This window comes from Mycobacterium sp. NGS64, assembly GCF_059812245.1.
The window spans coordinates 833195-849606 of the sequence record NZ_JCALCI010000002.1 but is presented as its reverse complement, the minus strand read 5'-3'; the positions used below and the strand labels follow the sequence as shown (position 1 = coordinate 849606).

The following is a 16412-nucleotide window of genomic DNA, read 5'->3' as shown; positions in this document are numbered from 1 at the left end:
CGCCCGGTGCAAAGCTAGAGCTTCTTGAGGCCGCGGAGAATCTTGGCGAATGGCCCCATCGCGGCCAACCCGCCGCGGACGCTGCGTTGCAGCGCACTGACGTCGGCCACCACGATGTAACCCGCCCCCCTATCCCGCCACTGGGCGGCCTGGTCGATCACTTCGTCGGGTGTGCCGGTCAAGAAAACCTCCCGCATGACGGGCGTCGGCACCTGGCGCGCGTGGGACAGCGCCGTCTGCTCGTCGAAGGCGTGCGGCACCAGATCCTGAGAACCCGAAAAACCCTGTCCCAGTGGATGTGTGGCGCCGTGGCGGACGAAGACCTCGTCGGAGGCCGTCAGCGACAACGACTTCAACACCGGGGAGGCCAGCGCGTCGTCGACGGCGGCGCGGCTGGGACCGGTGACGACCAAGAACTCCACCGCGGGGAGGATGGCCATCGGGTCCCGTCCGGCGTCGGAGGCCGCGGCCCGCACGATCTCGAGGCGCTGCCCGTAGTCCTGCGGGCGGTGCGGGAACGCGGGGAACCAGGCGTCGCCGTATCGCCCGGTGGCCCGCAGCATCCGCGGACCGTGAGCGGCGATCCAGATCTCCGGCCATTTCCCGCGATACGGCGGGAGGTCGAAGACCGCGTCGCGCAACGGAAAGAACGGCGAATCCCGCTTCACCAGTTCACCATTCGAATTCCACAACGCTCGGATGGTGGCCAGTGCCTCCTCGAAGCGTGCGACGGGCTTCGACCAATCCACCCCGTACGGCTCGTTGCCTTCCCGCTCGCCGGTGCCGATGCCCAGAATCGCACGCCCGCGGGTGAGCAGGTGCAGCGTCGCGGCGGCCTGGGCGGTGACCGCGGGATTGCGGCGCCCGGTGTCGGTCACGCTGACCCCAAGGCGCAGGCGGCCCAGCCGGTTTCGCGCGGCCAGGTGCCCGAGCATGGTCCACGGCTCCATCGACGCGTCCGCCCGCGGGATGATCCGCGCCGCACCGCAGTACTTCGGCGCCCAGATCGATCGCGGGAACAACGCGTTCAGGTGGTCGGGCACCCAGAAGGAGTCGACCCTGTTGGCGACCGCGGCCAGGTAGTTGGCGCGGGTAAGCGAATCCGGCGCCGGTCGCGACACGAGGGCTGTGTCCATCACTCCGACACGCATTTTGGACATTTGCACTTGGACCTTCCTTGGGGGCCGGCCGATCAGTAGGCGCGCGGTAGTTTCAGCGCCTGCGCAGAGACGTAGTTGAGCACCATCTCCTGAGAGAAGGGCGCGTTGCGCAGCAGCCGCGCCTCCCGCCACAGCCGCTCCACGTGGTATTCCTTCGCGTACGCGTAGCCGCCGAGGGTGGACATCGCGCGGTCGCAGGCGTCGAAGCCGGCCTCGGCGCCCAGATACTTGGCCGCGGCGGCCTCGACTCCGCAGTCTCGGTGGTCGTCGTAAAGCGTCGCCGCGTGCATCGCCGTCAATCGCGCGGCCTCCAGCCGGATCCAGGAATCCGCCAGGGGGTGCGCCACCGCTTGGTTCTGCCCGATGGGCCGGTCGAAGACCACCCGCTCTTTGGCGTACTTCGTGGCAAGCTCCAGCGCCGCCTGACCGACGCCCACGCCCTCCAGCCCCACGACGATCCGCTCGGAGTTGAGCCCGTCGACCAGATACCGAAAGCCGCGGCCCACCTCGCCGACCACCTCGTCGTCGCGGACCTCGAGGTTCTCGATGAAGAGCTCGTTGGAGTCGATCGCCGAGCGGCCCAGCTTCTCGATCTCGCGGACGGTGATCCGCTCGCGGTCGAGATCGGTGAAGAACAGCGTCATCCCGTCCAGCGGCTTCTCGTCGTTGCGGGGGGCGGTCCGGGCCAGCAGGAGGATCTTGTCGGCGTTCTGCGCGTTGCTGATCCACACCTTCTGGCCGTTGACGATCCATCCGCGGTGGATCTTTTGCGCGCGGGTGCGGATGCGCGAGGTGTCGACGCCGGCGGTGGGCTCGGTGACGCCGAAGGCCATCAGGAGTTCTCCGCGGGCGAGCTTCGGCAGAAATGCCCGCTTCATCTCTTCCGAGCCGTGCCGGATGATGGGCGCCGGCGGGAAAAGGTAGAAGTGCACCGCGGAGGCACCGCTGGCCCCGGCGCCCGACGCCGCGATCTCCTGCATCATCACGCCCGACTCCGCGATCCCGAGGCCCAGACCGCCGTACTCCTCGGGGATGAGGGCGCCCAGCCAGCCGCCCTCGGCGAAAGCCCTGACGAACTCCCACGGGTATTCGCCCAGCCGGTCTTTGCGGCGCCAGTAGTCGTAGTCGAAGGACCGGGCCACCGCCCTGGTGGCCTTGCGGACGACGTCGATCGTGCTTTCGTCGGACCAGCTCACGAACGCTCCTGACCAATAAGGGATTTCGGCACTTTGGCGGTGCGCGCTCTCAGCCACTCGCCGAGGGCCTTGGCCTGCGCGTCGAGCCGCAGGGTGGACGTGGCGCCGGTGCCCAGTAATCCCTGGACGAGGAAGTTGACGGCGCCGAGTTTGGGTAATTCGTAACGTGAGATCGCCAACCCCTGCGTCTCGGGAAGGAGGCGTCGCAGCTCGTCCACGGTGAGGGACGACTCCAGCCACTCCCACGCGCGTGGGTCGCGCACCCACACACCAAGATTGGCGTCCCCGCCCTTGTCGCCGGAGCGGGCGTGCACGATCTCGCCGAGCGAGGCGACGACGAGTTCGTCACCGGACGGCGATTCCGCGGATCGCGCCGGCGCGGGCTGCGGCGCCCGCGGCGGCGCGCCATGCGGGTTGCCCGGCGCGATTACCTCGGTTGTTCCGTCGAAGTGATGGACCAGGTGGTTCAGCGCCGCCTGGTCGAGCAGCGCGGGCCAGTAGACGCCGAACGCGGATCCGGGTTGCGGCGGACCAAGGGAGTACAGCCCGGGGTAGCTGGACAGGGCCAGTTCCACCATCCAGGACGAGAAGCCGCGCCCCGCGGCCTCTTTGGTGCCCTGGACGGCGACCCGCAGCAGCTCGGTCCCGGCGTTCTGGCGCTCGGGGTCCGGCGCGGCCTGCCCGATGCGGTCGACGGCCACCGCGTCGAGCCCGTCGACGGCCTGGGCGTAGTCGCGCGCGGAGCGTTCGACGAGATCGGCTTTCGCGTCGAGGTCGGTGCCCGTCAGCGCGAAGACGACGCTGTTCTGCCAGCGGCCGATTCCGGTGATGGCGACCTTGGTCGTCGCCGGCGGCGCCGAGCCCCGCACGCCGGCGATTCGCACCCGGTCATCGCCGAGGCCGGTCAGTTCGGCGGTGTCCAGGTGCGCGACCACGTCGGGGTTGAGGTAGGCGGGATCGCCGATCTCATAGAGCAACTGGGCGGTGACGGTGTCTTTCGTGACGGCGCCGCCGGTGCCCGGGTCCTTGGTGATGACCGACGAGCCGTCGGCGTCGACCTCGGCAATCGGGAATCCCGGCTGCCGCAGGTCGGCGATCAAACGGAAGCCCGAGAAGTTGCCGCCGGTCGCCTGCGCGCCGCACTCGATGACGTGCCCCGCGGCGACCGCGCCGGCCAGCGCGTCGTAGTCGTCCTGGCCCCAGCCCCACCACCAGGCGGCGGCGCCCACGACCAGTGACGCGTCGGCGACCCGGCCGGTGATGACGATGTGCGCTCCGTGCTCCAGCGCCCGCGCGATGCCGAACGCGCCCAGATAGGCGTTGGCCGTCAGCGGCTCATGCGGCCACGACGACAGCGGGGCGCCGCTCGTCAGGTGTTGCAGCGCATGGCCGTCGGCGAGCAGCGTGTCGAGACGGGCGGAGACGTCGTCGCCCCCGATGTGGGAGACACACAGGTCGTATCCGCGGCGGGCGATCAGGTCGCGGGTGGCCGCGACCAGCCCGCCGGGGTTGAGCCCGCCCGCGTTGACGACCAGCCGGATGTCGTTGGCGACGAGGTGCTCGAGCGCCGCGTCCAGTTGTGTCAGGAAGGTGCTGGCATAGCCCTTTGTGCTGTCCTTGGCGCGTGCCTTGCCGAGGATCAGCATGGTGACCTCGGCCAGGTAGTCGCCGGTGATGACGTCGACGCCGCCGGCCCGGGCCATGTCGGCCATCGCCGAGGCTCGGTCGCCGTAGAACCCGGAGCAGTTGCCGATCCGGACCGGGTACTGCCCTTGCGCCGCGCTCATTTCTTCCCTCCTGCAACGGATCTGGTTACCCGCACCGTCCCTTCGAAGCCCGCCGTCCCGGACGGGTGCTGCTCGGTGACCTCGAGGGTCATCGCGTCCCCTTCCGTTGCGGTCACCCGCGCGGTGTAGGCCAGGTCGGCCGGCGCGTACACCGGCTTGCGCAGGCGGTAGGTGAACTTCGCGACCCGCCAGTCGGGGCCGAGGCCTTCGGTGACACACCGCAGGGCCAGCGCCGCCCGCAGGTGGGAGTGCAAGGCGATGCCTTGGTGGCCCTCCTCGCGGGCGTACGGCTCGTCGAAGTGGATGCGATGTGGGTTCCACGTCACCGCGCTGTAGCGGAACAACTGCAGCGGGGTGGCGGTGTGCTTGAGCGGTTCGAGCACGTCCGCGACTTCGTAGGCGACCGACATCATGACTCCAAGGGGTTGCGCAGCGCCACCGTCCGACGGTTGCGGTTGAGCACCGTGCCGTCGGCGGCGCTGAAGGTGTTCAATGTGGTGACGAAAATGCATGGGCCCGAACGGGTTTGCTTCGGAGTGACCGATTCGAGTGTCGTCTCGAGCACCAGCTCCGTGCCGGCGGTGGCGGGGTTGACCAACTCCATCTCCTCGCCGGCGCCCATCACCCGGAGCCCGAGCTCGGCCTCCCCGAGGGGCATGTCGCCGTCCTGCGGCGTCCCGTCCGGCAACAGCCGGGCCTCGGGGGTGCCGATGCCCCACTCCACGATCGCGGCGAGCATGTTGGGCGGCGCGACGACGTCGGGGTAGCCGGCCGACCGGGCGGCCTCGGCGTCGTAGTGGCTCGGATCCGCCGCCCCGATCGTCATCGCGTAGCGCCCGATCGTCACCGCGTCGAGCGTGCCGATGGCGCGCCGGGACAGGGTTTCTCCCACTCGTGGCGCCGTCTGGGCGTAGTACGTCGCCAACGGGGTGCCTGACTCAAGCGGAGCGGACACGGCTGGTCTCCTCTGCCAGTTCGGCGACGACGTCCTCGGTCGACTCGCCCAGTAGCGGTGCGGCGCGCAACTCTCCGACCGGTGAATCGCTCAGCCGCAGAGGGCATCCCGGGACCGGCACGCGGCCCCGGTTCGGGTGGTCGACGTAGGTGATCATGCCGCGTTCGATCAGGTGCTCGTCGGTGTCGACCTCGCGGACCGACTTGACCGGCGCGCAGGGCACCCCGGCGGCCTGTAGGTCGCGGACGAGCTCGGCGCGCGTCCGCGTCTTGGTGACCGAAGACACCTCGTCGTCGACCGCGTCGATGTTGGTGACCCGGTCCTTCTCGGTGCGGAACCGCGCGTCGTCGACCAGCTCTGGGCGACCCAGTGCCGTTGCCACGCCGTGCCAGTGCCGCTCGGAGATGCAGATGATCGCCAGCCATCCGTCGCTCGCGGGATAGATGTTGTACGGCGCGACGGCCATTCCCGAGTGGCGGTTGCCGGTGCGCTCGGGCAGCCGGCGCTCGGGATCGTTGTGCAGGCCGCCGAGGCTGGACGCCAGCATCGGGTAGATGGTGTCGTGCATCGAGACCTCGACGATCTGCCCGCGTCCGGTCCGCTCGCGCTGGAACAGCGCCGCCGCGACGGCGCCGAACAAATGGGCGCCACCGGAGAAGTCCACGAACGCCGCGCCCGCCTTGGTCGGTGGCCCGTCGGGGTCACCGGTGGCGGACGCGCTGCCGGACATCGCCTGGACGGTGATGTCCATGGCGGACATGTGCGCGTACGGACCGGTGGACCCATAACCCTTGCCCGAGGCGACGATCAGCCGGGGGTTGTGGCGCATTAGTAACTCCGGGGCCAGGTCGAGCCGCTCCATGGTGCCCGGCGCGTAGTTCTCGATCAGCACATCGGCGGTCTCCGCCAGATCGAGCAGCGCCTGGCGGCCCGCCGGGGACTTCAGGTCCAGGACCACGCTGCGCTTGTTCGAGTTGAGCATCACGAACTCGTGTGACTCGGCGCGCTGGTGGGAACGGAAGCGCAGTGCCTCACCGCCGGGCGGCTCGATCTTGATGACCTCGGCACCCAGTTGGGCGAGGAGGAGCCCGCAATACGGGCCGTTGTAGACGTGGCCGAGTTCGAGGACCCGGACGCCGTCAAACGCCGGTGACATGAGCGAATTGCCTTTCTTCTGATCAGGACCCGACGACGCCGGCCTCGCCGCCGTGGATGTAGCCGACCGGTCCGACACCCTGCGCCTCCGCAACGGTTTCCGTCACATGCTGGATCGACGTCGCGTCGTTGATGTGCGCCAACGTGCCGTCGTCGTTGAAGCCGATCTGCGCGCCCTCCATCCACAGCAGGACGACCGTGTCCTCGGTGTTGTCCTCGGGGCAGTAGAAGGTGTGCACCGAGCCACCCGGCTCGTACAGGTAGGAGCCGGCGACCTGCGGCTGGTCCGGGTACTCGGCGTACTCCCAGCGGCCCGAGAACGTGTACACCTCGGCCGTGCCGGTGTGGTAGTGCACGGGCAGCTTGCAGCCTGGCGCCATGACTGCCATCAGGACCACCTGGCCCTTCTCCGGGTCGAGGCGCAGGGGCTGGATGTGGATGCCGGGGCCCATGGCGTCCTTGAGCAGGGGGATCTGGTCGACGTTGACGGTGAGGAGCTCGTTCTGGGGCATGGCGACGAGGGGAAGGGGGACGCCGTTGGCGGTCCGGATCATTCCGGGACGGGTCGGTGCGGTCATCGGGGGGCCTTTCTCAATGGGTACGTATTTACGTACTATAAACCGGATATGCGTATAAAGTACGGTGACTACCGTCGCAATGCAAGTCCCCGGGGAAAGGTTTTTTGGGCGATCTGCGAGCGGGTGCAGTCTGGGAGCCAGACATCCGTGCACACGGGCAGGGAGACGATGTCCTGATCTCGATTCGCGGCACGGGCTTGCTACCGTCAGCCGCATGCCTGCCCGCCCGCATCGCACGGTCGACCGCGTGGTCCAGATCCTCGAGGCCGTCTCCCTGAGCCCGCGCGGCTTGACGCTGGCTGAGCTGGCGACCGCCCTCGAGGCCGCGAAGAGCTCCGTGCAAGAGCTGACGAACGGGCTGCTCGCGTGCGGTTACCTCGTCGAGCGGGAACGCCGGTTCCACCTCGGGCCGGGGCCGTTCATTCTCGCCGCTCGCGCGAACAAGCTGGCCGCGCTCGCGCTCGACCATCAATTCGTCGCCGAGCTGGGCGAAACGCTTGGGTGCACGGTCCTCGTCGGGGTACGGGTCGGAGACGCCATCATCTTCACCGACCTGGTGGGGGAGGAATCACCGAGTCTGAGGTTCGTCGCACGCATCCACGCCCGCCGTCCGCTGTACACCAGCGCCGCCGGAAAGACGCTGCTCGCCAACGTCTCTGACGATGAGATGTACCGGCTGCTCGACCTCGCCGCTCCGGAACAGGCGGGTGAAGTCCAGCAATTTCTCGCCGAACTCCCCGACATCCGCGCTCGCCGCCTGGCCTTCAACCGCGGAGGTACCCTCGCGGACGCCTACGCGGTGGCCACGCCGCTGCTCGCCCCGGACGGCAGTCTGATCGCGGCGGTCAGCGCGGCCGTCGACGCCTCACAAGCGGACCGCCTCGACGAACTCGGCGAACAGCTCAAAAATGCCGTCACCACGCTCGGCCCGAAGTACGGCCTCAAAGCTTCCTGAAAGCGCGCCGGTCGCCTGTCTTCCAGTTGGCCGGAATCCGTTCAGTCACACTGCCGGTAATCAGGGATTGGTGGTGGCACGCTTGCCACACGCGACCTAGCACGTTGCACCACAACTTCTTTGGCCCCGCGACGGCTAACTTGAGGATTGGTGCTAACCAGAAAAGACGAGTCGTGTTGGCGGGGACGCTTTTTGAGGTCGCTCCGACAAGACTTCTGGGCATGACCATCTCAGCACAAGATTCCGAAATTCTCGAGATCATCACGCAGGAGATCATCGACTTCGTCAAGAAGGAAGCCGATGAAGCCGCTCCGACGGCGGAGTCGAACCTCGCCGACATCGGCCTCGATTCCCTCAAGTTCATGTCGATCGTCTTCAAGATCGAGGCGCACTACGACATCGAATTGCAAGAGGAAGACGCCGACGATCTCAGCACAGTCGGCGACTTGGCCAACTTGGTCGTCGGTCGCATGGGAGAGCTGCCGTGAAAGGGGCGCCGGCGATCCGTCCCAAGCACGCCTCGCTGATCGAAATGCTCGATGGGGCCGCGCAATCGGAGCTCGGACTGGTTTTCGTGGACAAGAAGGAGCAAGACCACGACGTGCCTTTCGCCCGGATCCGCGAGGAGGCGCTGGCGGTGGCGGGTGACCTGATCCGCCGCGGAATTCGCAAGGGCGACCGCGTCGCGCTGGTGCTGCCGACCTCGCCGGAATTCGTGCAATGCTTCTTCGGCGTGCTGTGCGCCGGCGCGATCCCCGTCCCGCTCTATCCACCGCTGCGGTTGGGCAAGCTCGACGAGTACCACCGTAGGACGACTGCCATGCTCAGCGCGGTGGACGCCGCCATGGTCGTGACCGACGAGCGCATCCGGCGCTTCCTTGGGGTGTCGGTCGCCAACGCGGCCCCGCCGCTGGGATGCGTCACGGCGTCCAGCCTGACCGGCCCGGCAGCGGAGGCCGTCGAAGTCCGTTCCGACGACATCGCGGTCATCCAGTTCTCGTCGGGCACCACCAACGACCCCAAACCGGTGGCGCTAACCCACGCGAACCTGCTGTCCAACCTGGCGAGCCTCGGGCAGTACATCACCACGGACGGCGCCCCGTATCCGGTTGGCGTCACCTGGCTGCCCCTCTATCACGACATGGGCCTCATCGGAAACCTGCTGAGCGCGTTCTACGTTCCGGGGAAGCTGGTCCTGTTGCCACCCGAGCTGTTCGTCGCGGTACCCGGGGCCTGGCTGCGAGCCGTGTCGCGGCACCGGGGCACCATCACCGCGGCGCCGAGTTTCGCTTTCGGGCTGTGCCTCAAGCGCATCCGCGATGACGAGCTCGACGGCGTGGACCTGTCCTCGTGGAACATCTGCCTCAACGGCGCCGAGGCGGTCAGCGCCGAAGCGCAGCGGCGGTTCAGCGAGCGCTTCGGGCGCTGGGGATTCCGGGCGTCCTCGTTCACGCCGTGCTACGGCATGGCGGAGGCATCCCTGGCCGTCACCTTCAAGCCGGCGGATACCTCCTTCAAGGCCCTCGGCGTGGATGGTGACAGGCTGGCGGCCGAAGGCGTCGTCGAACCGGGCGGCAAAGAGATTGTCAGCGTGGGGCGTCCGCTGGCCGGCATGGCGGTCGAGATCCGCGACGACCACGGGAAGGCGCTGCCGCCGGGCCGGGCCGGGCACATCTTCGTCGCGGGCCCCAGCATCATGGCCGGCTACTTCGGTCGCCCCGACCTCACCGACCAGGCTCTGCACGACGGCTGGCTGCACACGGGCGACCGAGGCTTCGTCCACGAGGGCGAGCTCTACGTGTGCGGACGCCAAAAGGACATCGTCATCGTGCGCGGCGCCAATCACGCCCCCGAGGAGTTCGAGGCCGCGTTGGACGGGCTGCCGGGCGTGCGCACCGGATGCGCGGTCGCGGTGGGATTCGTGCCGCCGGGCGAGGAAGACGAGGCGCTCGCGCTGCTCGTCGAGACGGCTCCCGACGCCGGGCCCGGCCTGGCCCACGACGTCGCGGTGCGCGTGCAGCAACACACGGGCATCCTGCCGGCGCACGTGGAGCTACTCGAGCCCGGCACGTTGCCGCGCACGAGCAGCGGCAAGCTTCGCCGACGCGAGGCGCTCACGCAATGGCAGACGGGTCGGTTGTCCGCACCCAGAAAGGTCACCGCGGCACGGTTGTTGGTGCAGGCGGCCAATGGGGAAGTCCTCCACGCTCGTGCAGCGCTGGCACGACGCAAGAAGAACCGATTCGTCGGGTAGAGCGAGTAAGGAAGTCAGCCAATGTATCTTGCAGATCCCTTCGACGTGCTGGCGCCGTCGCACGTGACGAACGGCGCCGTGCGCCAACGTCCCACCCTGCTGGGCATCGCATCGGCCCACCCGCCGTTCGAGGTGACTCGGGAAGAGACCACACAGTTCTTCGAGCGGGTGTCCTCGGTGCGTTTCGTGAAGCGAATCGTCGAATCGACCAAGGTCCAGAAGCGCCACATCATGTGGCACCCCGACAATCTCGTGGAGGCCGCCGGCCTGCTCACGGGCGACCGGATGGCGGCCCACAGCCAGGCCGTCATCGATGTCGCCGGCCGTTCCCTCAAGGAAGCCATCGGCGACTTCGACACGCAGCGAATCGGCAGTTTCGTGATGGCCTGCTCGACCGGGTACGTCAACCCCGGACCCGACCTCATGCTCGCGAAAGAGCTTGGTTTGCGGTCGGATCTGCGTCGCACCTTCATCGGTCACATGGGTTGCTACGCGGCGCTCAACGTCATCAAGGTCGCGATGGACAGCGTCGCCGCCCGGCCCGGCGAACTGGTGATCTGCAACAACACCGAATTGAGCTCGGCGCACATCCGGGAAAGTTTGATGCCCGGGGAGGACCCGGTGGAAGCGCTCATCACGCAGGCGCTGTTCGGTGATGCCAGCGTGTCGATGCTGATGGGCTCGGCCCCCGACGGCGCGGGGGTGCAGTTCCTGCGCACCCACACCGAGCAGTTATACGACCAGCACACCATGATGAGCCTGAACATCGGCAACCGGTCGTTCTGGATGACCCTGGCCGCCGGCGTGCCGGCGGTCCTCGAGGAGAACATCGAGGGCTTCCTCGCCAAACTGCTGACGCCGCTTGGCCTTTCGAAGGACGACGTCACCCATTGGGGTATTCACCCGGGTGGCCCGAAGATCGTCCGCAAGCTGGGTAAGCAACTCGGCTTGCAGCCGGAGCAGCTGCGCGCCAGCTGGGATGTCCTGGCCAACGCCGGCAACTGTGCCTCGGCCACCGTGCTGCTCGTGCTGGAGAACATCCTGCGCGTCGACAAGCCTCGCCGCGGCGAGCACGGAGTGCTCCTGGCGTTCGGCCCCGGCCTGACCATTGAAGGTGCGGTGCTTCGATTTTGAACGCCTTGGAGCGGCTCGCCCGACTGGCAATCCGCGCGCCGCGGCGGATCATTGCGCTGTCGCTGTTCGCCATGGTGGCGACGGCGGTGGTCGGCTTACCGGTGATTCACAGCCTGTCCGCCGGAGGCTTTCGGGATCCGAGCGCGGAATCGTCCCGGGCGACGGACATGTTGGCCAACCGATTCCACCGGGGTGACACCGAGCTGTTGATCACCGTCTCCTCGGACGACGGCATTCAGAGCGGCGCCGCCGAGCGGGTCGGCACGGACATCGTGCGCCAGCTGCACGATTCGCCATACGTGGCGCGGGTGGCCTCGCCCTGGGCGGCGCCGCCGGCGGCGTCGACCGGACTGGTCAGCAAAGACGGCAAGGTCGGTCTGATCGTCGCCAGCATCACCGGCGGGACCAACGCGGCCGGACAGCACGCCGAGACGCTTAGCGACCAGGTCGTGCGCAGCCGCGACGGCGTGACGGTGCGCGCCGGCGGGCAGGCCATGGTCGATGCGCAGATCACCAGCCAGACCCGGGACGACCTAAAAGTCATGGAAACCATCGCGGTTCCGGTGAGCTTCCTGGTGTTGGTCTGGGTGTTCGGCGGATTCCTGGCGGCAGCGATTCCTTTGGCCGTCGGCGGTATTGCGATCTTCGGGTCGATGGCCGTGCTGCGCGCGCTCACTTGCGTCACCGATGTCTCGATCTTCGCGCTCAACCTGCTGCTCGCGATGGGCCTGGCGTTGGCGATCGACTACACATTGCTGCTCCTGAGCCGATTCCGGGACGAGATCGCCAGCGGCACAGAGCGGAACGCGGCAATCGTTCGCACGATGACCAGCGCCGGCCGCAGCGTGCTCTTCTCCGCGATGACCGTGTCGTTGTCCATGTCGGCCCTGATGTTCTTCCCGATGCCGTTCCTGAAGTCGTTCGCCTACGCCGCGATCGCGGTGGTGGCTCTGGCGGTCGGCGCGGCGATCATCGTGACACCCGCCGCTATTGTGGTGCTGGGAAAGCGAGTGGATTCGCGCGCGGGCGCCGCCCGCCCCGTCGAGCAGACGTTCTTCTACCGGCTGGCCCACTTCGTGATGCGCCGGGCGGTTCCAATCGGGCTCGGCCTCACCGTCGTGCTGGTCGCGCTGGGGATGCCGTTGTTCGGGATGAAGGTTGGCATTCCGGACGATCGTGTGCTACCGACCTCTAGCACGGCGCGCCAGGTTGGCGACCAGCTGCGCACACAGTTCAGCGCCGACGTGGCGTCGAGCCTGACCGTGGTGGTTCCCGATGCCCGCGGGCTGACCCCGAATGCGTTGGCGGACTACGCCTCTCAGCTGTCGATGGTGCCCGACGTGCCGTCGGTTTCGGCACCGGATGGGACGTTCGTCGCCGGGACCCGCGTCGGACCCCCCGTCGCCGAAGCGGGGGTCGCCGACGGCAGCGCGTTCCTCACCGTGGCCAGCAGCGCCCCGCTTTTCTCGGATGCTTCCAACACCCAGCTGGACCGGCTGCACGCGGTCGCGGGTCCCGGCGGCGCGCAGGTGCTGATCACCGGGACCGCCCAAGTCAACCGCGACACCGCCAACGCGATCACCTCGCGGCTCTCGCTCGTCCTCGCGGCCATCGCGCTGATCACGTTGGTGGTGATGTTCCGGCTCACCGGCAGTGTGGTGTTGCCCCTGAAGACATTGCTGCTCAGCGGCCTGTCGTTGACCGCCTCCTTCGGGGCGCTCGTCTGGATCTTCCAGGACGGCCACCTCGGCGGGCTAGGCACCACCGCTACCGGCACGCTCGTGCTCACCATGCCGGTCGTGTTGTTCTGCATCGCTTTCGGCCTGTCGATGGACTACGAGGTCTTCCTGGTGTCGAGGATCTACGAGTACTGGCTGGCATCGGACCGGACTGCCGCCGGCAACGACCACAGCGTGGCGCTCGGCCTGGCCAGAACCGGGCGTGTGATCACCGCCGCCGCGTTGATCATGTCGATCTCGTTCGCCGCGCTGATCGCAGCGCAGGTGTCGTTCATGCGGATGTTCGGTGTCGGGCTGACGCTGGCGGTGCTGTCCGACGCGACCCTGGTCCGCATGTTGCTCGTCCCGGCGTTCATGCGCGTGATGGGGCGGGCCAACTGGTGGGCGCCACAATGGGTTACGCGGTTGCGCCATCGGCACAAGACCGGCGTTGCCGTCTCGCATCCCGAGCGTCCAGCGGTGGGCAGTCAACCGGCGTACGCATTGGAAGCCCAGTAAGGGGCTGTTCGCGTCGAGCCTGAAGCGGCATCGATTCTGAGCGCAGATCCGCCTGTCGGCGCGAACACACGTGCTGTGTTCAGGCTCGACGCACGAAAGCGGCGCAACCCCACGCATACAGGTGAGCGGCAGACTATTGCAGCTGGCGAGTATGCGGCACTGGGGTTGCCCGACAGTCATTGATAGGCGCCAGCGCCGATGACTTTCCGGGGAGTGACATCCACCCTTGAGGGTGTGGGTAGTGAAGCGCATAAGGCGAAGTGGTGGGAAATGCTCGACCTGACAGGGCAATTCGACCGGCAAAGCACGTCGGCCGAGATCCGTTGTGACCGTCATTCGCATGCCCGAGAGGATTCGACGACAGGCTCTGACCGGTGCGCCGCCCACCATGCGACCGCCGCCCGGCACGAGGCGGCGCGATGAGAACCGGCCGCCAGAATGGCCCCGAGGCAGCGATTCTCGACCAGTTGCGGTTCGACCTTCCGTGCGACCTGTTCGCCGCGCTGAAGCTGACCCGACCGATCATGCTGTGGCGCTGCAAGAGACCCGCCCGCTGGGCCACCCGGAACGACTGCTGCGGCGCCGTCATGCTCTCGTGCCGCAAGCATCGCGACGCAGTCGGGAAGTGCGAGCGCTGCAAACTTGCTGTCTCGGTGCTGCGCTGGTCGCGAATCTGACCGCGCCGCTTACCGATCGGGTCGCCGCGGCGCATCGAGTCCGCTAGAGCCGGCCCATGCCGGAAGCCAACAGTGAGAGACCCAAGACGGCGACGACCACGGCGGGGATGGCAGGACGACGCGCGCTCATCCAGCCGTTCAGCCGCTGCACGACGGTAAGCGTCTGCGTCGGCGCGGTGAGATAGGTGACGAGCGGAACCTCGACGACCGCAAACGCCACCACGGTGAAGAACACCGCCGCGCCCAGCTGCCCAGCCGCCGCCGGCTCGGACGCCAGGATGGCCAGGATCGCCGCCATGTACTCAACCGGCGGGGTTGCCAGGGCAACCCCCGCGACGAACGCCACCAACGACGATCCGGATTCCAGCCGGCCCCGAATCGACAGCCGAGAGGCGGGCGGTGGTGCGTCCGGTTCCAACAGCAGCACCGAGGACTCGCCAGCGGTCGCCGGCACCGGTAGGCGCCGTTGTGCTCCCGAACGCGCCAGGCGCAGGGCGGCGAAAGATACTGCGAAAAAGCCGATTCCGACCTGGACGTAGGCCGCCATGGGGGAATTCGTGGCCGAAATCACCGTTTGCATGGCGGAGACCGTTATGCCGCGCAGCAAGAGCACCACGGCGAGCGCCGCGCCGATGCCCATCACCATGCCTCCGAGCCAGAAGACGAAGAGATTCAGCATTGGCTTCGGTCGGGAGATCAACAGCGCCGTGATGCCGATCCGCACCGGGTCGATAGCCGCGACGAGCGACAAGAGAATGACCGCGCTAGACATCGGCGCCTACGCCAGGTCGAAGCGAGCCGTGCGAAACGGGCAACACACCGCAACGAAGCATCAGTAGGGTTGCTGCCCACATGGCTACAGTCTCGCTGACGAAGCGATCGCCGTCGGTACAGCTGGCCGCCATTTGCGCTTCCTGTCAGCACTATTCAGCAAAGCCGGAGACCACATCAGCGAATAGCTGTTGGCACCCAACGCATATGGTGGCCTGCCGTACTGACACGCGGCGTTTGGTCGGAAACAATTTGAGACACCCGATATTCATCACGCGGCCAGAAGATGGGAAAACACAAATGGCAAGAATCTTGGCCTACACGTCGCCGGCGCTCGGCCATCTGTTCCCGTTCAGCGCGCTGCTGCTAGAACTTTCGGCCCGCGGCCACGAGGTGCACCTGCGCACCCTGTCCACCGGAGTGGAGATGGCGCGGGAGCTGGGTTTCATCACCGACATAATCGATCCCCGGATCGAGGCGACGGTCAACGACGACTGGAAGGCGTCCAGCCCGCGAGGTGCCCTCAAGCGGGCCGTCGACGTGTTCTGCCGCCGGGCCGCTTACGAAGTCGCCGACTTCGCTGACGCGGTGGCCCGCACGCGTCCCGACGCCCTGATCGTCGACGTCAACTGCTGGGGCGCCCTGTCGGTCGCCGACGCGGGCGACACCCCGTGGGCATGCTTCTCGCCGTACACGCCGCCGCTGCAGTCGCGCGGGGTCCCGCCCTTCGGGTTGGGCCTGGCTCCGTTGGCCGGCCCGCTGGGCCGGGCCCGCGACGCCGCACTGCGGCCGATCGTGATGGGCATGATGGAGCGGGCGGTTCTGCCGGCGGGGAACAAGATTCGCGCGAGCGCCGGCGCATCGCCGGTCACGTCGGCCGACGGTTTCTTCCGGCGGGCTCCACTGATGCTGGTGGCCAGCGGCAAGCCGTTCGAGTACCCGCAAACCGAGTGGGGCGACGCCGTGCAGATGATCGGCCCGTGCATGTTCGAACCGGCCATGCACGAGGTGCCCGAGTGGCTCGAGGCGATCGACCGGCCGATCGTCCTGGTGACAACCTCGTCACAACAACAGGCCGACGAGAGACTCGTCAGGACCGCGATCACCGCCCTGGCCGACTTGCCGGTGCACGTGGTGGCGACGCTGCCCGCCGGCCTGCCTGCCGACATTCCCCCCACCCGCAACGCGACGGTGGTTCAGTTCGTGCCGCACGGCCCGGTGCTGGACCGCGCGGTGTGCGCGATCACGCATGGCGGCATGGGGGGCACCCAGAAGGCCCTTGCTCGCGGCGTCCCGGTGTGTGTGGTGCCGTTCGGACGCGACCAGTTCGAGGTCGCACGGCGGGTCGAGGTGGCGCGGTGCGGTACCCGCCTGCCGGCGAAAAAGCTCACTGCGAAACGGCTTTCGGCCAAGGTGCAGCAGGCGATGACCATGACAGCCGGCGCGCGGCTTGTCGCGGGCGGTTTCCGGGCAACCGGCGGGGTGGCCCGCGGTGCCGACCTGATCGAGCAGCGGGTGCTCAGCGGCGCGGTGAGCATCAACTCCTAAGCAGT

Annotated in this window: 15 protein-coding genes; 7 read left to right on the top strand and 8 right to left on the bottom strand. The window is 67.8% G+C overall.

Annotation, left to right across the window (positions count from 1 at the left end; all coding sequences use genetic code 11):
• Positions 1-14: 14 nt before the first annotated feature.
• From AC5Y4S_RS12290 to AC5Y4S_RS12260, 7 genes are read right to left on the bottom strand one after another with little or no spacing between them, the layout of a single operon-like run.
• Positions 15-1160 carry an LLM class flavin-dependent oxidoreductase gene (locus tag AC5Y4S_RS12290; RefSeq protein WP_500033030.1) on the bottom strand — a complete coding sequence of 382 codons (1146 nt, stop codon included), beginning with the start codon at positions 1158-1160 and terminating at the stop codon, positions 15-17.
• Positions 1161-1192: 32 nt separating this feature from the next.
• Positions 1193-2356 carry an acyl-CoA dehydrogenase family protein gene (locus tag AC5Y4S_RS12285; protein ID WP_500033029.1) on the bottom strand — a complete coding sequence of 388 codons (1164 nt, stop codon included), beginning with the start codon at positions 2354-2356 and terminating at the stop codon, positions 1193-1195.
• On the bottom strand, positions 2353-4143 hold the full coding sequence (locus AC5Y4S_RS12280) for an acyclic terpene utilization AtuA family protein (protein WP_500033028.1): 1791 nt from the start codon (positions 4141-4143) through the stop codon (positions 2353-2355). Before AC5Y4S_RS12280 ends, AC5Y4S_RS12285 begins: the two co-directional genes overlap by 4 nt.
• Positions 4140-4553 carry a MaoC/PaaZ C-terminal domain-containing protein gene (locus AC5Y4S_RS12275; protein WP_500033027.1) on the bottom strand — a complete coding sequence of 138 codons (414 nt, stop codon included), beginning with the start codon at positions 4551-4553 and terminating at the stop codon, positions 4140-4142. The genes AC5Y4S_RS12280 and AC5Y4S_RS12275 overlap by 4 nt, the downstream gene beginning before the upstream one ends.
• The gene (locus AC5Y4S_RS12270; RefSeq protein ID WP_500033026.1) at positions 4553-5098 is read right to left on the bottom strand and encodes an FAS1-like dehydratase domain-containing protein; all 546 of its coding nucleotides are present in this window, start codon (positions 5096-5098) and stop codon (positions 4553-4555) included. Before AC5Y4S_RS12270 ends, AC5Y4S_RS12275 begins: the two co-directional genes overlap by 1 nt.
• Complete coding sequence (locus AC5Y4S_RS12265) at positions 5082-6254, bottom strand: CaiB/BaiF CoA transferase family protein (RefSeq protein ID WP_500033025.1); 1173 nt, start codon at positions 6252-6254, stop codon at positions 5082-5084. Before AC5Y4S_RS12265 ends, AC5Y4S_RS12270 begins: the two co-directional genes overlap by 17 nt.
• A gap of 22 nt (positions 6255-6276) precedes the next feature.
• A complete protein-coding gene (locus AC5Y4S_RS12260; protein ID WP_085186933.1) occupies positions 6277-6831 on the bottom strand; it encodes a 2,4'-dihydroxyacetophenone dioxygenase family protein in 555 nt (184 codons plus the stop codon).
• 214 nt (positions 6832-7045) lie between these two features.
• On the opposite strand from AC5Y4S_RS12260, the gene AC5Y4S_RS12255 reads away from it, so the two are divergent.
• From AC5Y4S_RS12255 to AC5Y4S_RS12230, 6 genes are all read left to right on the top strand, one after another.
• Entirely contained in the window at positions 7046-7786 is a 741-nt protein-coding gene (locus tag AC5Y4S_RS12255; protein WP_085186931.1) for an IclR family transcriptional regulator domain-containing protein, read from the top strand.
• Positions 7787-8007: 221 nt separating this feature from the next.
• Entirely contained in the window at positions 8008-8274 is a 267-nt protein-coding gene (locus AC5Y4S_RS12250; protein WP_500033024.1) for an acyl carrier protein, read from the top strand.
• Positions 8271-10040 (top strand): fatty acyl-AMP ligase, encoded by a 1770-nt coding sequence (locus tag AC5Y4S_RS12245; RefSeq protein ID WP_500033023.1) that lies wholly within the window; start codon positions 8271-8273, stop codon positions 10038-10040. Before AC5Y4S_RS12250 ends, AC5Y4S_RS12245 begins: the two co-directional genes overlap by 4 nt.
• 21 nt (positions 10041-10061) lie before the next feature.
• Positions 10062-11174, top strand: coding sequence for a type III polyketide synthase (locus tag AC5Y4S_RS12240; protein ID WP_500033022.1), 1113 nt, complete (start codon positions 10062-10064; stop codon positions 11172-11174).
• On the top strand, positions 11171-13411 hold the full coding sequence (locus AC5Y4S_RS12235; protein WP_500033021.1) for an MMPL family transporter: 2241 nt from the start codon (positions 11171-11173) through the stop codon (positions 13409-13411). Before AC5Y4S_RS12240 ends, AC5Y4S_RS12235 begins: the two co-directional genes overlap by 4 nt.
• Positions 13412-13830: 419 nt before the next feature.
• Positions 13831-14088 (top strand): hypothetical protein, encoded by a 258-nt coding sequence (locus tag AC5Y4S_RS12230; protein WP_500033020.1) that lies wholly within the window; start codon positions 13831-13833, stop codon positions 14086-14088.
• Positions 14089-14131: 43 nt separating this feature from the next.
• Here the strand turns inward: AC5Y4S_RS12230 and AC5Y4S_RS12225 are convergent, their stop codons facing one another.
• The gene (locus AC5Y4S_RS12225; RefSeq protein ID WP_500033019.1) at positions 14132-14860 is read right to left on the bottom strand and encodes a GAP family protein; all 729 of its coding nucleotides are present in this window, start codon (positions 14858-14860) and stop codon (positions 14132-14134) included.
• A 299-nt stretch (positions 14861-15159) separates the two neighbouring features.
• On the opposite strand from AC5Y4S_RS12225, the gene AC5Y4S_RS12220 reads away from it, so the two are divergent.
• The gene (locus AC5Y4S_RS12220) at positions 15160-16407 is read left to right on the top strand and encodes a glycosyltransferase (protein WP_500033018.1); all 1248 of its coding nucleotides are present in this window, start codon (positions 15160-15162) and stop codon (positions 16405-16407) included.
• The last annotated feature ends 5 nt before the right edge of the window (positions 16408-16412 follow it).

What these genes read in the sequence shown, in the direction of transcription:
- AC5Y4S_RS12290 (WP_500033030.1), bottom strand. Translation starts at nt 1,160, where the DNA reads ATGTCCAAAATGCGTGTCGGAGTGATGGACACAGCCCTCGTGTCGCGA.
- AC5Y4S_RS12280 (WP_500033028.1), bottom strand. Translation starts at nt 4,143, where the DNA reads ATGAGCGCGGCGCAAGGGCAGTACCCGGTCCGGATCGGCAACTGCTCC.
- AC5Y4S_RS12275 (WP_500033027.1), bottom strand. Translation starts at nt 4,553, where the DNA reads ATGTCGGTCGCCTACGAAGTCGCGGACGTGCTCGAACCGCTCAAGCAC.
- AC5Y4S_RS12265 (WP_500033025.1), bottom strand. Translation starts at nt 6,254, where the DNA reads ATGTCACCGGCGTTTGACGGCGTCCGGGTCCTCGAACTCGGCCACGTC.
- AC5Y4S_RS12260 (WP_085186933.1), bottom strand. Translation starts at nt 6,831, where the DNA reads ATGACCGCACCGACCCGTCCCGGAATGATCCGGACCGCCAACGGCGTC.
- AC5Y4S_RS12255 (WP_085186931.1), top strand. Translation starts at nt 7,046, where the DNA reads ATGCCTGCCCGCCCGCATCGCACGGTCGACCGCGTGGTCCAGATCCTC.
- AC5Y4S_RS12250 (WP_500033024.1), top strand. Translation starts at nt 8,008, where the DNA reads ATGACCATCTCAGCACAAGATTCCGAAATTCTCGAGATCATCACGCAG.
- AC5Y4S_RS12240 (WP_500033022.1), top strand. Translation starts at nt 10,062, where the DNA reads ATGTATCTTGCAGATCCCTTCGACGTGCTGGCGCCGTCGCACGTGACG.
- AC5Y4S_RS12230 (WP_500033020.1), top strand. Translation starts at nt 13,831, where the DNA reads ATGAGAACCGGCCGCCAGAATGGCCCCGAGGCAGCGATTCTCGACCAG.
- AC5Y4S_RS12225 (WP_500033019.1), bottom strand. Translation starts at nt 14,860, where the DNA reads ATGTCTAGCGCGGTCATTCTCTTGTCGCTCGTCGCGGCTATCGACCCG.
- AC5Y4S_RS12220 (WP_500033018.1), top strand. Translation starts at nt 15,160, where the DNA reads ATGGCAAGAATCTTGGCCTACACGTCGCCGGCGCTCGGCCATCTGTTC.